The organism is Bacillus sp. 204(2023), from assembly GCF_037027505.1.
GTDB classification, from domain to species: Bacteria; Bacillota; Bacilli; order Bacillales; family Bacillaceae; genus Bacillus; species Bacillus subtilis.
Genome location: NZ_JAXCHE010000002.1, coordinates 543,522 through 557,265, shown reverse-complemented (window position 1 = coordinate 557,265; position 13,744 = coordinate 543,522). Strand labels below are relative to the sequence as shown.

Below are 13,744 nucleotides of genomic sequence, written 5' to 3'. Positions count from 1 at the left end.
ATATGATATTCAAGCGGATGCCGATTGTGACAAACGCCTATCATGTGTCGAAACAATTGCTTTTTTCGGGAACAATAAGGAATCCTGCGCTTTCCCGAGAAATACTTTATTTCTTATTGTATTCACGGACATGGGGTGGACAAACCATGAGATTTTGTTTTTAATCATTTTGTCAGAGTATTATGATGAACTTCTTTTTCTCATTATTTTCTTCATTCGCCAATCCTTTTTTCATGCAACGGGCTGTTTTTTGTACGAAGCGTATTACCCGCCCTAAGATACCTGAAGTGTTTTTCTTTTTTTCGATTTATAAAGTGGTGTCTTTAATGAAAGGAGCTTTTCTCATCAATTTACGTTTCAAATGCTTATGAACGCAAAGCTTAAAACCAGCAGGACTCAGTGCAGATTAACCGAACCCATAGTACAAACATATGGCATATGCACATATTTCATGTCGGACCGTATCTGCTGTCGCTTCATGTTGAATTGTGCGCTTTCCCGAGAAATAATTTCGGATGTGAAAGGGTTATTTCCTCATTTTTCAGTTGAATGATAATCGTACAAGCAGAAGCCGTGTTTTTTCATATCCTGTAATGAGGTGATGAAAAATGGTTAAAATTTTTATTGATCCTGGCCATGGCGGGTCTGATCCAGGCGCAACAGGTAATGGCCTTCAGGAAAAAACGTTAACCCTGCAAATCGCTTTAGCCTTACGTACGATATTAACTAATGAATATGAAGGCGTTTCTTTGCTGCTGAGCCGGACAAGCGACCAATATGTCAGCTTAAACGACCGGACAAATGCCGCAAATAACTGGGGAGCAGATTTCCTTTTGTCCATTCACGTTAATTCCGGGGGAGGCACAGGTTTTGAAAGCTATATTTATCCAGGTGTAGGAGCCCCGACGACGACTTATCAATCGACAATTCACTCTGAAGTGATACAAGCTGTCGACTTTGCCGATCGCGGCAAAAAAACAGCGAACTTCCACGTCCTAAGGGAGTCGGCAATGCCTGCCCTCTTGACCGAGAACGGCTTCATTGATACCGTTGCCGATGCAAATAAGCTGAAAACGAGCAGTTTTATTCAAAGCTTAGCGAGAGGACATGCAAACGGGCTGGAGCAAGCCTTTAACCTTAAAAAGACTTCCAGCTCAGGATTATATAAGGTTCAAATCGGCGCATTTAAAGTCAAAGCGAATGCCGACTCGCTCGCAAGTAAAGCCGAAGCCAAAGGTTTTGACTCGATTGTCCTTTTAAAGGACGGATTATACAAAGTGCAGATTGGCGCATTTTCATCCAAAGACAATGCAGACACCCTCGCTGCCAGAGCGAAAAATGCCGGCTTTGACGCTATTGTGATCCTAGAATCATAGCCGAGACGGGGACGAGCGTCTCATAAAAAAACCCGGCTCCTCATCGCGAGAAACCGGGTTTTTTTATTCAAGAATATCAACAACAAACTGTGACCATGTTTCCAGACGGTTGTAGATGTCATCCTGTTTTAATTCAGAAACTTTCATCCATTTACCCGCAATTTGTTCTTTCTCCTTCACTTCCACTTGTGCGCCAGGCTTTAATTGAAGCGCAGAAAGAATACCGATATGCACTTTGCCAACACTGTTTTCATCATCATTGATCAATCCCAGTGTGACAATCGCCTGTTTATCTTCTTCATTTATTTGCAGTTCTTCCTCAAGCTCACGGTCTGTGTTCAGCTTTAAGACTTCAGCAAATGAAGCTGCCCCTTCGATGGCGTTCATATGACCGCCAAAGCCGAGAGAAAGCTTGTTGTGCAGTCGTGATTCACCGCCACCAGCCAGCCGCTCGTAAAGAAAAACTTCATCTTCACGCTTAATGACGACATAAGGTATCGGCTGCTTGAAACGCGGATCTTCTTCTGCGTCCCCTCTTCTCATTTCACGATAGGCCGCTTCAATCTGAGCCATGATTTCGGCTACTCTGCTATCTTCACTGTACACGCCCTGGAAGGTTAAGCTTTCTTTCTTAAACACATCATCGCGCGGGGCAACTAAAATCATTTCGTCCATTTTTCCCATGGGTACTGCGTCCTCCTCATTTGAACCTTCAAGCCGAAAAGAGCAGATATTATATCTGCTCTTTTTCATCTTCAAAATAAAAGTCATCATCTTTGAGCGGCTCAACTGTCGCTTTTTTATAACCATTCCCCTTCATAGAGAAGAAGTCATGCGATTTTGTTTTTGTGTTTAATCCGTTTAAAACGATCGGATTAATGTCTTCCTCTTCGAAGTATGGATCAAATCCAAGGTTCATCAGCGCTTTATTCGCATTATAGCGGATGAATTTCTTTACATCATGTGAGAGCCCGACTTGATCGTACAAGTCCTCTGTATACTCAAGCTCATTTTCATATAACTGATTCAGGAGGTCGATCGCAAATTCACGAAGCTCTGCTTTTTTCTCTTCTGTCTGTTTATTATAAATTTCCTGAGCAAGGAGACCGACATACACGCCGTGAATCGCTTCGTCACGAAGGATCAGGTTAATGATCTCACCGCTTTGCATCAGTTTTCCTTGTCCGTAGAAATATAACGGATAATAGAAACCGCTGTAGAAAAGGAAGCTTTCCAGATAGACGGAAGCAACCATCGCTTTGAACAGTGAAATTTCATCATCTTTTTGAATGGCTTTGTAAAGCCCGACAATCATTTGCGCTTTTTTCTGCAAATATTTATTTTGTTTAACCCATTCAAATACTTCATTGATCGTTTCAGTCGGTGCAAGGGTCATGAAAATATTAGAGTACGACTTCGCATGGACAGCGTTCTCCATCATCGCCATAAAGTTCAGCACCGCTTTCCGCTGGTGGCCATCTACGTGTTCAGCCACGATCGGCATCCCCGTATTCCCCTGTTCTGTATCAAGAAGCGTAAGTCCGGCCAGTACCTTCATATAAGTGTCCTGCTCATTTTTTCCGAGGTACTTCCATGTGAGGAGATCGCCGTTTAAAGCAATCTCTTCCGGAAGCCAGAACTGTTTCACGTTTTGGTTATAGAACATTTGGGTAAAATCGTCTTCATGCTTTGACCAGTTTGCTGCGTCATAAATTTTTGTCACTATAAACTCTCCTTTAATCAAACAACACAAGAAAGGCAGCTGTCTTGCCCAGTATCTTTCGTTCTTGCATAGTAAATGGTTTTAATTCCTCTATGATGTGCATACAGATCGATTCGGTTTAAATCACGGGTCGTCATTGTGTCTTTTAAGAATAATGTAAAGCTGATTCCCTGATCAATGTGCTGCTGGATAGTGGCGATCATATCCACAACCTTGAACATGTCCATATCGTAGGCTTCTTTATAGAAGAACCAGTTATTAGATGCAAGCCCAGGCATTGGGTAGTACGTTTTTGAGTTGCCGTATGTTCGTTCTTCAATCCGTTCCATAATCGGCATAACAGACGCCGTGCTTGATTGAACGTATGAGATAGAGCCTGTCGGCGCAATGCATAATCTGTAGCTGTGATACATACCGTGTTCAGCCACAAATGCTTTTAGCTTTTTCCAGTCCTCTGTCGTCGGGATATGCATACCTTCAAACAGATTAGCTATTTTTTCATATTTCGGTGAGAAATCAGTAGAAACGTATTTGTCAAAGTATTCACCTGTCGCATAGGTTGAGCCTTCATATTGATCAAACGTTTCGCCCTTCTCTTTTGCGATTTCCGCAGAACGCTGGATGGAGTAGAAGTTCACCATCATAAAGAACGTGTTTGCAAAGTCACGCGCTTCCGGACTTTCATACGCAATGCCGTTTTGCGCAAGATAGCCGTGAAGGTTCATAGCACCGAGGCCGATTGATTTCATCGCTTTGTTTGCCCGTCTTACAGCAGGCGCATTACGGATGTCAGTTGTTTCAGACACGTGTGTTAAAGAGTCGGTCGCAAGCTTGACTGTCTTTTCGATTGATTTATGCTCCATGACATTGAGAATGTTAAGCGAACCCAGGTTGCAGGAAATATCCAGACCGATTTCATCTTCTTCATCATAGTCTGTGTATGAAGAAACTTGAGATGCCTGCAGCACTTCAGAGCAAAGGTTAGAAAATTTCACCTTGGAAATATGGTTATTCGCATGCACTTTATTCACGTTATCTTGGAACATGATGTATGGATAGCCTGATTCAGAACGAAGCATCGCCAGTTTTTCAAGCAATTTCCGCGGGTTGATTTTTTCCTTTTTCACCCGAGGGTTGTCGACAAACTTGTCGTACATTTCGTTCATGTCCATCTCATCCATATGCTGGCCGTACTCTTTATAAATCGTGTGCGGATAGAATACATAAGCCGCTTTGTCCTCACGTGCAAGCTCAACGAACTTATCCGGAATGACAACACCGATCGAAAGCGTTTTGACACGCACATCTTCATCCGCAGAAATCTTTTTCGTATCAAGAAAATCATTGATATCGCGGTGGAAAATGTTTAAATACGCCGCGCCGGATCCTTGTCTTTGTCCCATTTGGTCAGCGTAACGGAACGCGTTATCAAGAAGCTTCATGACGCCTACAACGCCTTTTGTCGCATTCTCAACATCTTTGATGGCTTCACCTTTCGCGCGAAGCTTGGACAGGTTAAGAGAAACCCCTCCGCCCAATTTAGAAAGCTGCATGGAGATATCGATCGCTCTTGAAATGTCGTTTAAGGAATCATTGACTTCCAGCAAGAAGCAGCTCACAAGTTCTCCGCGGCGTTTTCTGCCGGCATTCAAAAATGTCGGTGTGCTCGGCTGATATTCCTGATTGATCATCAGGTGCACATATTCCTTTGCTTTCTCAGTGTCGCCGTTTGCGAAGAACAGCGCAACAATTGAGATCCGGTCCTCATAACGCTCGAGGATTCTTTTCTTGTCATTCGTTTTCAAAGCATAGTCATTATAGAATTTAAACGCACTCATGAAGGAAGGAAAACGAAACTTCTTTGCGTAAGCTGTCTTAAACACTTCTTTAATGTCCTCAAAAGAATAAAGGCTTAAGAACTCCTCTTCGTAGTATTGATTTTCAATCAAATAATCCAGCTTCTCTTTTAAATCGTGAAAGTACACTGTGTTTTGATTGATATAGTCTACAAAATAGCTATGTACAGCCTCTTTATCCTTATCAAACTGGAATTTTCCATCTTTTTGGATCATGATTTCGTTATTTAACTGGATCCATTTTGGCACTTGATTTTGTGACAACTCTTTCTACCTCCTGAGTAAACAATTCAACGTCTTTAGATGTGCCGCTGAGTTCAAATTTGTGCAAGATCGGCACCTGATATTGTCTTGAAATGGTATCGGCGCTTTTTGCAAAGTTATCGCCCCATACTTTGTTGCCGCTCGCAGCGACTCCTAATAAGAGATGGGCGTATTTTTCGAGAAATGATTGTGTTGATGCCGGTACCTGGCCGAAGTTTGTCGTGTAGGTGACCAAAACAAACGGAGTGTCCACGTGGTCCATTTCGTCCACCTTGCGTATCTGCTGAAAGCCTGTTTTATTCACAAACCGCTGAACATTCCCTGTTTTCGAATCAAATATGATTTGTACCACGTTTTATCACGACCTATCAAAAAATATGAATCTCTCATCACTAACACTATATATAGTATACTACCCTCTAGCAAAAACACAATATATAGATTCGTTTTTATGAAAAATTCATATTTTGATCAAATCAGGCAAATGGGCAGACTCATTAGGGCCCAAAAAAGAGAGCAGAACGAGAATCATCTCTCGTCCTACTCGGGGTGTCGTTTTTTAGCCGATGTATATCATAACATGAAAAAAAACTGCTTAGTAGTCTAGATTTTTTTTTCTTAAGCTATCACAGCATTTTTCGCTCTCTACTGTTTCTTCTATTTCAACATCCGCGCCGATCTCTTCTAAAACCGCCTTCAAAGCAGTGATAATTGACGCTTCTCTGATTAATTCTTTTCCGTTCACAATGATACTTGTTCCGTATTCATAGCAAGAATCATCTTCGCAAATTTCTTCCCAATGATTCACGATCACTTTATGCTTCATGTTTTCACCCTCTGTTTGATCTGTGTCTGTATTTAGTTTAGCCGCTGGCATCCGCTTTGTAAATTCGAATGCTTGTGAATTTTATTCAAGCTCATCATCCGCGTATTCTTTCTTCAGCTTTACCTCATTGCGGGACTCATTATACTCATAAATTTTGATATAGCCGTCCTCCATAACGCCAAAATGATTATGTTCAAGCGGAAACGAGGTGGGTTGAGGCATTTCATAGTCTGAATTGCCGCTGTCTGTTTCAATAATGGTTTCTTGATTCCCGCACGCCCCGAACAGTAAAAAAACAGCTATCCATACAAGTGCAATCCTGATTCGTCTCAGTTCTGCTTCACTTTCAAACAAGGTCGATCACTCCCAAATTCATTTTATACATAATATACCATTTTTACTTCTGTATGTTGTTCTCATAAAAAAAGACCGTGCCTTGGCATGGTCAGCTTACACAAAAAGCTTGGAGCAAAAGTGGATTCATGTTAAAAATGGCCGCCGGGAACCCCCGGCAGCCTTTCCTCATGTCTTGACATGGCATTTTTTGATCTATTCGAGTTCAAGCTGGACGTTTTTTTGCGGCGCAAACGTTGAGATCGCATGTTTATATATAAGCTGCTGCTTACCTTCCGATTCCAACAATACGGTAAAGTTATCAAAGCCTTTCACCTGGCCCCGCAACTGAAAGCCGTTCAGCAAAAAAACAGTGACATACGTATTTTCTTTCCGGATTTGATTCAAAAACTGATCCTGAATATTAATCGGTTTCATGTTTCGTCCTCCTTGATTCTCTATATCATACAGTTTCGATTAAAGTTCGAGTTTTCCTGCTATATGTGTGAAAATTTCCTTTTTTTTCAGCTCCATATCAACAGGCGGTGTCATATCGAACCATGTGACCTGCATTTTGTTGCGAAACCACGTCAGCTGGCGTTTCGCATACCGCCTCGAGTTCTGCTTTAGCTGTTCGACAGCATCGGAAAGTGTCACAAAACCGTCAAAATATGCATACAGCTCTTTATAGCCTATCGCCTGTATTGATTGACAGTCTCTCACGTTCTTGTCGTATAAGCGTTTCACTTCCGGAAGAAGGCCTGACTCCATCATCAAATCGACCCGCTGATTAATTCTTTCGTAAAGCGTGTCTCTATCCATTGTCAGGCCAATTAACACTGCATTGTACAGAAGTTCTCGTTTTTGTTCCTTCAAATGCTGGGACATCGTTTTTCCGGACGTATGTAAAATTTCCAGTGCGCGAATGACTCTTCTTGTATTATTCGGATGAATCGCAGCTGCTGCCTCGGGATCTGCTGCAGCAAGTTTGGCATGAAGAAAGTCAGCGCCTTCCCGCTCAGCAGCCATTTGCATGCTCTCTCGAAACACGGGATCATTTGCCTCTTCCGTAAATGTATAATCGTAAAGCACAGATTGTATATAAAGCCCTGTACCGCCGACAATCATCGGAAGCTTTCCTCTATTTGCAATCTCGCTGATTTTATTTCTTACTAAGCTTTGATAATCGGCAGTAGAGAAAGAGTCTTGGGGATCTAAAATGTCAATCAGATGATGGGGCACTCCCTCCATCTCCTGTTCGGTAATTTTAGCTGTTCCAATATCCATCCCTTTATAAATCTGCATCGAATCTCCGCTGATAATTTCCGCGTTTAAGGATTTGGCTAGCTGAATACTTAAATTGGTTTTCCCCACTGCCGTCGGTCCGACTAAAATGACAACGGGCTGCTTCGTATTATTCAATATGTATCACTCTCTTTTATAAATCTCCCCCCATTATAGCATTCAACATGGACAACCACCTATCCATTTTGCCCTTTTTTTGCATCGGTAAACATCCTTCTACCAGCCGAGCGGCTCATTGCCGACAATTTCCCTTGTCTTTCCTTTCAGGGTATGACGATGCGTTTTTCTTCTGTCATCTCCGGGATCGTACACAACCCCTCCGTACTGGATCTCAATCGGCTCGTTATAGGCCAGATACGTCGTTTCTTCGATTTCATGATAATGTGTGCCATCTGCTAAGGGAATCGCCGGCCCTGAGATTCCGTAATACCGATGAAAATGGCCGTTTTCAAATGAAGTGATCCCTGTATAGTAATGTGTATGCTGATCGGTATTTGATCCGTTTGCCGGCTGAGTAAACCCTTCAATGAGATGATAATGGCCCTGTTCTCTCGTTGTTTTGACATGATAAGCATGTGCGTGGGGCGGTGCTTTTGACCAGTCAGACTGATACAGGCCCAATGTGTTCACATCCTCCTTTTCCTCGATTCGCCCAATCAAATCCGGGCAGGGTGAATACACTGCATCATCTACACTTTATTACAGGAGGAAAGAAAACATGAACGAGTTAGAAAATTTCAGCCCTGAAGATACAAGAATATTTGGAAGACCGTTCGGATTCGGGAGACCATTTGGGTTTGGAAGACCGTTCGGGTTCGGTTACGGGTTTGGAAGACCCGGATTTGGTTATGGATTTGGTTTTGGCCGGCCATTCGGATTTTTTGGAGGACCGTTTATCGGCGGCCTTGCAGGCGGGCTTATAGGAAGCGCTTTATTTAATCCTTATTTGTATGGATACCCCTATTATCCGTATGCCCCGTTCCCTTATTATTATTAAACGCAAAAGACCCCTTAAAAAGGGGTCTTTTTAAGTGTGTGAAAATGAATCTCTTGACTCATACATAGGCATACACTAATATTTTTCTAGCTGAAGTTTTTTCTAATCTAAAAATATAGTGAGGAGAATTCATGATGTTGATAGGATATATATTCCTCACGATTGCCATATGTTCGGAATCGATAGGAGCAGCCATGCTGAAAGTATCTGATGGCTTCAAAAAGTGGAAGCCAAGTGCTTTGGTCGTTATTGGCTATTCCCTCGCCTTTTATATGCTGTCCCTGACTTTAAACCATATTCCCCTGAGCCTCTCCTATGCGACTTGGAGCGGGGCAGGCACGGTGCTGACGACAGTGATCGGAGTAAAATGGTTCAAGGAAGATCTGAATGCCAAAGGGCTTATCGGGATTCTTTTATTACTATCAGGGGTCGTGTTACTTAATTGGCAGTAAAGGAGTGATGAAGATGAGAGGATTGCTTTATTTGGCTCTCGCCATTGTATCTGAAGTGTTTGGGAGCACGATGCTGAAGCTTTCAGAAGGATTTACACAAGCCTGGCCCATTGCCGGAGTCATAGTCGGATTTCTTTCTGCTTTTACGTTTCTAAGCTTTTCTTTAAAAACAATTGACTTATCAAGCGCGTATGCAACATGGTCGGGCATTGGTACCGCACTTACAGCAATTGTCGGGTTTTTGCTTTTTGGCGAAACCATCAGTTTAAAAGGTGTATTCGGTCTCACGCTTGTCATTGCAGGCGTGGTCGTGCTAAATCAATCGAAAGCCCACGCTGAAGATAAAAAACAGACGGTCTGTGAGTGACCGTCTGTTTTCTTTATTCTCCACCCAGTTTCACAGAGGCTTCAAGCTGCAGCTCGACATTTCCTTGAATTGCACGCGAAATCATGCATGACGACTCCGCTTTTTTACAAAGCTTGTGCGCCAATGCGACGTCGTCTTGTGAAGCATCATGTTTAAGCACGACAGAGGGACGGTGAATGATCTTTTTGTATGTAAAGACTCCTTTTGTGACGTCCACAATGCCTTCTGACTCCATCTGTAAGTCTTCTTTTTCCAGCCCGCTTCTCTCCATCATCGCTGCAAGTGTAATAATGTAACAGGTCGCTGCCGCCCCGAGAAGCATTTCATCTGGGTTGGTCCCTTCTCCCGGGCCATCCATTTCTTTAGGAATGGAAATCGATGTGATCAGGTTTCCGCTTTCAATCGTACCGACATCATTGCGGTTACCCGGCCAATTCGCTTTTAAATAAAAATGATGATCTGCCATTGTTTTGCCTCCTTTTTTATCCTATTTCAGTCTACTGATCTTCTCTTATTTTGTCTTCTGATCTGCTTGTTACGAATACTCTTTTTCCAGGACACCTTTGATCGCACTGACATAAGCATAAAATTCACTATTCTTTGTGTATTTTCTATTTTTATAATAAAAATCATCAAAAAATGCTTCTCGCTGCTCACGGCTGATTTCCAGCTGGATACTTAGCCCCGTTTCCCCTTGGTTATTAATGTTTTCGGCATTCAATCCAGCAAGACCGCTTTTAGACGACGCTAACTCAGCGGAAAACCCTCTCCGCTCAAGGGCTCTCACAATCATTTTCGCCCGCTTTCGGTCTGTTCCCCCTACAAGCGTATTCTTGTTCTCCCCTTTATATCCGTGAAAAGCCACCACATATTGATGCTCCTTGATTTTCTTTTTTGCCAATGGCTCATCAAAGTTGGTGCTTGTAATGTGCAGCGTTTGGTTATCGTGGGACTTCAACCCTTCAAACAGGTATGTAGAGTATTCATTATTGAAATAACGAACAAGCTCACTTACTCCGCCTTCAATTCTTCCGCCATGCGGAGACATAATTAAGACTTTGCTTCCTATTTTCTCATTATATGAAATATCGTAATCGGCTGGGCTCTCATTCTCTGCCAAGCTGCTGAAATTTGAATATGTATCTGGCTGATTTGATGGTTCAGGTTCCAATGAGTAATGAACATATCTCAAGAACAAGACAATGGCTAAGACTAATATGACATTTAGTAAAAATCTTCTCATGTTTAACTCCTTTCATAAGAATGGCGCGGTTCATTATATGAGGTTTAGCCAATAGGTTTTATCTTACCATTGTATACACAATATCATCAGTGAAAAAGTTCCCGGTTTCAAAAAATCAATTGATTGTCACGGTTATTAGCGGTTCATTTCAAATAAGAGTGAAAAAAGGTTGAGAGGAAAGACAAAAAAGGTAGGAACAACCTCACTTGGCAAATAAATGTATATAGGTTTAAGGAGGGTTTTAGTAACAGACTGCCCGATTGCTGAGACGGACAGCTGTTACCGGCCTGCAGAATAGAGATTTTGCTTATTTGTTCTCACAAAGTCACAGGAGAGGATAGAGTCCAATAAAAATGTTCTGATCTGTTGTTTCGAAAAACAAAATGCTTTGATTTTCGTTTTGCTTTTCTGTCTTACAATAATCGTTCTTTTACTAATCGTTCCGTCTTTCTTCATATATATAATGCTGATTGGCATTTGGCTTTCCAAAGATCGGTGCAAGTAGAAATTCATACGGTTGCTCTCCCCTTCCCAGTTTGATATGATCACATTATAATACGAACAAACGTTCCTTATCAATCCCCAATGATTTCCTCAACTTCTGAATCTATCGTATCTAATGCGAAAGATTCAGAAAAACAAACTCTTGTCTGTCTCTTATAGAGGACAAACAAACTTACAAAACCTATCATCTGTTCATAGAGTATACAGAGAACCTTATAATAGGAGGAAAATACATGTTTGGGTACTCTATGGTACAAATGGTGAGAGCAAATGCTCACAAGCTAGATTGGCCGTTACGGGAAACCGTATTGCAGCTTTACAAGCCCTTCAAATGGACTCCTTGCTTCTTGCATAAATTTTTCGAAACCAAATTGCAAAACAGAAAAAAAATGTCAGTCATTATCGAATTTGAGGAAGGCTGTCACGAGACCGGCTTTCAAATGGCTGGAGAGGTGCTGCAAAAAGAAAAACGCAGCAAGCTAAAAAGCCGCTTCAACAAAATCAACTGCTGTAGCGCCGAGGTTACTCCTTCAGCATTACATTCCCTTCTCTCTGAATGCAGCAATATCCGTAAAGTGTATTTAAACCGCGAAGTCAAAGCGCTTTTAGACACGGCAACCGAAGCAAGCCATGCGAAGGAAGTCGTCAGAAACGGGCAAACCCTGACAGGAAAAGGTGTTACTGTCGCTGTTGTCGATACAGGAATCTACCCGCATCCTGATCTAGAAGGCAGAATTATCGGATTCGCGGACATGGTCAATCAAAAAACAGAGCCGTACGATGATAATGGTCATGGTACACACTGTGCAGGTGATGTCGCAAGCAGCGGTGCATCCTCTTCCGGTCAATACCGCGGACCTGCACCGGAAGCCAATCTCATCGGTGTAAAGGTATTAAACAAGCAGGGTTCAGGAACGTTAGCAGATATTATAGAGGGTGTTGAGTGGTGTATTCAATACAATGAGGACAACCCCGATGAACCGATTGATATTATTAGTATGTCGCTTGGGGGCGATGCCCTTAGATATGATCATGAACAGGAAGATCCGTTAGTCAGAGCGGTTGAAGAAGCGTGGAACGCAGGGATTGTCGTCTGTGTCGCTGCCGGAAACTCAGGCCCTGATTCGCAGACCATTGCAAGCCCGGGCGTGAGCGAAAAGGTGATTACAGTAGGTGCGCTTGACGATAACAATACTGCAAGCAGCGATGATGATACTGTCGCTTCCTTCTCAAGCCGCGGCCCGACAGTATACGGGAAAGAAAAGCCCGATATTTTAGCGCCGGGTGTTAATATTATTTCCCTTCGCTCTCCGAATTCTTATATTGATAAGCTCCAAAAGTCAAGCCGTGTAGGGTCTCAGTACTTTACAATGTCAGGAACCTCGATGGCAACACCGATTTGCGCAGGAATCGCAGCTTTAATTCTTCAGCAAAACCCGGATCTTACCCCTGATGAAGTAAAAGAGCTTTTGAAAAACGGCACGGACAAATGGAAAGATGAAGATCCGAATATCTACGGAGCGGGCGCTGTCAACGCAGAAAATTCCGTTCCCGGCCAATAAAAAGCACCAAAAAGCCGGCAATTCTCTCTCAGCAGAACTGCCGGTTTTTCCATTTGAATATTCATAATAATAAGGTAAAATAATGGAAAATAGATGAAGGAAGTGAAGAAAGTGCCATATTATATCTGCAATACATGCGGTGTGCAACATGCACAGACTGTAGATCCGCCCAACTCGTGTCTGATTTGCGAGGATGAAAGACAGTATATTCATCCCGATGGACAAAGTTGGACAACCCTTGAAGACATGCGTGAGAAAGGAAACCTTCAAAACATCCTCCAAAAGGAAGAAGAGCATCTTTACAGCATCAAAACTGAACCAGAGTTTGCGATCGGACAAACAGCCCATCTTATCCAGCATAATGGCTTCAATGTGCTGTGGGATTGTATGACATATCTTGACCAAAAGACAATTGACCAAATCAACGGATTAGGCGGTATTCAAGCCATCGCCTTGTCTCATCCGCATTATTACTCTACTCAGGTTGAGTGGGCTGAAGCATTTCAGGCCCCGATCTATATCCATGAGGATGATAAAGAATGGGTGACAAGGCCAAGCAATCACATTCACTTCTGGTCAGGGGAATCGCTCAACGTAAAGCCGGGACTGGACCTTTACCGACTGGGCGGACATTTTAAAGGTGGTGCTGTTTTGCATTGGAGCAAGGGCAATGAAGGGAAAGGCTGTCTATTGACGGGAGATATCATTACGGTTGCGGCGGACCGAAACTGGGTCAGCTTTATGTACAGCTACCCAAATCTCATTCCCCTTCCCGCCTCCAAAGTTGAAGAAATAGCAGCCAAAGTAAAACCGCTTCAATTCAACCGGCTTTACAATGCTTTTTCTAAAGTTGTCAAAGAAAATGCCGGCGAAGCGGTCCAGCGTTCTGCCGTACGCTATATCAAGGCTCTCAACAGCGAATTGTTTCATACATAA

The 13,744-nt window shown here is 42.7% G+C and carries 18 protein-coding genes; 6 read left to right on the top strand and 12 right to left on the bottom strand.

The features are described from left to right. Positions 1 to 608: 608 nt before the first annotated feature. A complete protein-coding gene (gene cwlC / locus WA279_RS06975) occupies positions 609 to 1,376 on the top strand; it encodes a sporulation-specific N-acetylmuramoyl-L-alanine amidase (RefSeq protein ID WP_336154784.1) in 768 nt (255 codons plus the stop codon). A gap of 63 nt (positions 1,377 to 1,439) precedes the next feature. Here the strand turns inward: cwlC and WA279_RS06970 are convergent, their stop codons facing one another. The 9 genes from WA279_RS06970 to WA279_RS06930 all read right to left on the bottom strand — a co-directional run bounded on the left by WA279_RS06970 (position 1,440) and on the right by WA279_RS06930 (position 8,313). Continuing rightward, on the bottom strand, positions 1,440 to 2,060 hold the full coding sequence (locus tag WA279_RS06970; RefSeq protein WP_003245105.1) for a hypothetical protein: 621 nt from the start codon (positions 2,058 to 2,060) through the stop codon (positions 1,440 to 1,442). A gap of 49 nt (positions 2,061 to 2,109) precedes the next feature. Next, on the bottom strand, positions 2,110 to 3,099 hold the full coding sequence (gene nrdF, locus WA279_RS06965; protein WP_003231754.1) for a class 1b ribonucleoside-diphosphate reductase subunit beta: 990 nt from the start codon (positions 3,097 to 3,099) through the stop codon (positions 2,110 to 2,112). Positions 3,100 to 3,116: 17 nt separating this feature from the next. After that, on the bottom strand, positions 3,117 to 5,219 hold the full coding sequence (gene nrdE / locus WA279_RS06960) for a class 1b ribonucleoside-diphosphate reductase subunit alpha (RefSeq protein ID WP_014476877.1): 2,103 nt from the start codon (positions 5,217 to 5,219) through the stop codon (positions 3,117 to 3,119). Beyond that, the gene (gene nrdI, locus WA279_RS06955; RefSeq protein ID WP_003231758.1) at positions 5,179 to 5,571 is read right to left on the bottom strand and encodes a class Ib ribonucleoside-diphosphate reductase assembly flavoprotein NrdI; all 393 of its coding nucleotides are present in this window, start codon (positions 5,569 to 5,571) and stop codon (positions 5,179 to 5,181) included. Before nrdI ends, nrdE begins: the two co-directional genes overlap by 41 nt. Before the next feature lie 243 nt (positions 5,572 to 5,814). Then, positions 5,815 to 6,045: a hypothetical protein gene (locus WA279_RS06950; RefSeq protein WP_003245262.1), complete on the bottom strand. Its 231-nt coding sequence runs from the start codon at positions 6,043 to 6,045 to the stop codon at positions 5,815 to 5,817. An 81-nt stretch (positions 6,046 to 6,126) separates the two neighbouring features. Beyond that, a complete protein-coding gene (locus tag WA279_RS06945; RefSeq protein WP_336154782.1) occupies positions 6,127 to 6,399 on the bottom strand; it encodes a YmzC family protein in 273 nt (90 codons plus the stop codon). A gap of 195 nt (positions 6,400 to 6,594) precedes the next feature. After that, positions 6,595 to 6,816, bottom strand: coding sequence for an RNA chaperone Hfq (gene hfq / locus WA279_RS06940; protein WP_003221097.1), 222 nt, complete (start codon positions 6,814 to 6,816; stop codon positions 6,595 to 6,597). A 39-nt stretch (positions 6,817 to 6,855) separates the two neighbouring features. Next, complete coding sequence (gene miaA, locus WA279_RS06935; protein WP_038429003.1) at positions 6,856 to 7,800, bottom strand: tRNA (adenosine(37)-N6)-dimethylallyltransferase MiaA; 945 nt, start codon at positions 7,798 to 7,800, stop codon at positions 6,856 to 6,858. Positions 7,801 to 7,899: 99 nt separating this feature from the next. Continuing rightward, on the bottom strand, positions 7,900 to 8,313 hold the full coding sequence (locus tag WA279_RS06930) for a YmaF family protein (protein WP_003231769.1): 414 nt from the start codon (positions 8,311 to 8,313) through the stop codon (positions 7,900 to 7,902). An 88-nt stretch (positions 8,314 to 8,401) separates the two neighbouring features. Between WA279_RS06930 and WA279_RS06925 the strand changes: the two genes are divergently transcribed. The 3 genes from WA279_RS06925 to ebrB all read left to right on the top strand — a co-directional run bounded on the left by WA279_RS06925 (position 8,402) and on the right by ebrB (position 9,499). Continuing rightward, positions 8,402 to 8,680 (top strand): hypothetical protein, encoded by a 279-nt coding sequence (locus WA279_RS06925; protein WP_336154778.1) that lies wholly within the window; start codon positions 8,402 to 8,404, stop codon positions 8,678 to 8,680. Positions 8,681 to 8,814: 134 nt separating this feature from the next. Next, positions 8,815 to 9,132, top strand: coding sequence for a multidrug efflux SMR transporter subunit EbrA (gene ebrA, locus WA279_RS06920; protein ID WP_015483253.1), 318 nt, complete (start codon positions 8,815 to 8,817; stop codon positions 9,130 to 9,132). Positions 9,133 to 9,145: 13 nt separating this feature from the next. Next, on the top strand, positions 9,146 to 9,499 hold the full coding sequence (gene ebrB / locus WA279_RS06915) for a multidrug efflux SMR transporter subunit EbrB (RefSeq protein ID WP_336154776.1): 354 nt from the start codon (positions 9,146 to 9,148) through the stop codon (positions 9,497 to 9,499). Between the two features lie 13 nt (positions 9,500 to 9,512). Here ebrB and WA279_RS06910 read toward each other — a convergent pair whose 3' ends face one another. The 3 genes from WA279_RS06910 to WA279_RS06900 form a co-directional block, all read right to left on the bottom strand. Next, complete coding sequence (locus WA279_RS06910) at positions 9,513 to 9,965, bottom strand: OsmC family protein (protein WP_003231775.1); 453 nt, start codon at positions 9,963 to 9,965, stop codon at positions 9,513 to 9,515. A gap of 69 nt (positions 9,966 to 10,034) precedes the next feature. Next, positions 10,035 to 10,742 carry a poly-gamma-glutamate hydrolase family protein gene (locus tag WA279_RS06905; protein WP_100506594.1) on the bottom strand — a complete coding sequence of 236 codons (708 nt, stop codon included), beginning with the start codon at positions 10,740 to 10,742 and terminating at the stop codon, positions 10,035 to 10,037. A 279-nt stretch (positions 10,743 to 11,021) separates the two neighbouring features. Then, positions 11,022 to 11,255: a hypothetical protein gene (locus WA279_RS06900; RefSeq protein ID WP_014476869.1), complete on the bottom strand. Its 234-nt coding sequence runs from the start codon at positions 11,253 to 11,255 to the stop codon at positions 11,022 to 11,024. Between the two features lie 224 nt (positions 11,256 to 11,479). Here WA279_RS06900 and aprX point away from each other — a divergent pair, with 224 nt between their 5' ends. After that, complete coding sequence (gene aprX / locus WA279_RS06895) at positions 11,480 to 12,808, top strand: serine protease AprX (protein ID WP_042975826.1); 1,329 nt, start codon at positions 11,480 to 11,482, stop codon at positions 12,806 to 12,808. A gap of 111 nt (positions 12,809 to 12,919) precedes the next feature. Continuing rightward, positions 12,920 to 13,744 (top strand): MBL fold metallo-hydrolase, encoded by an 825-nt coding sequence (locus WA279_RS06890; protein WP_336154772.1) that lies wholly within the window; start codon positions 12,920 to 12,922, stop codon positions 13,742 to 13,744.

Bases quoted from the DNA above. Each gene is read 5' to 3' on its own strand.
- WA279_RS06925 (WP_336154778.1), top strand. From the start codon at position 8,402: ATGAACGAGTTAGAAAATTTCAGCCCTGAAGATACAAGAATATTTGGA.
- WA279_RS06970 (WP_003245105.1), bottom strand. From the start codon at position 2,060: ATGGGAAAAATGGACGAAATGATTTTAGTTGCCCCGCGCGATGATGTG.
- WA279_RS06950 (WP_003245262.1), bottom strand. From the start codon at position 6,045: ATGAAGCATAAAGTGATCGTGAATCATTGGGAAGAAATTTGCGAAGAT.
- WA279_RS06905 (WP_100506594.1), bottom strand. From the start codon at position 10,742: ATGAGAAGATTTTTACTAAATGTCATATTAGTCTTAGCCATTGTCTTG.
- WA279_RS06900 (WP_014476869.1), bottom strand. From the start codon at position 11,255: ATGAATTTCTACTTGCACCGATCTTTGGAAAGCCAAATGCCAATCAGC.
- ebrB (WP_336154776.1), top strand. From the start codon at position 9,146: ATGAGAGGATTGCTTTATTTGGCTCTCGCCATTGTATCTGAAGTGTTT.
- cwlC (WP_336154784.1), top strand. From the start codon at position 609: ATGGTTAAAATTTTTATTGATCCTGGCCATGGCGGGTCTGATCCAGGC.
- WA279_RS06910 (WP_003231775.1), bottom strand. From the start codon at position 9,965: ATGGCAGATCATCATTTTTATTTAAAAGCGAATTGGCCGGGTAACCGC.
- aprX (WP_042975826.1), top strand. From the start codon at position 11,480: ATGTTTGGGTACTCTATGGTACAAATGGTGAGAGCAAATGCTCACAAG.
- hfq (WP_003221097.1), bottom strand. From the start codon at position 6,816: ATGAAACCGATTAATATTCAGGATCAGTTTTTGAATCAAATCCGGAAA.
- ebrA (WP_015483253.1), top strand. From the start codon at position 8,815: ATGTTGATAGGATATATATTCCTCACGATTGCCATATGTTCGGAATCG.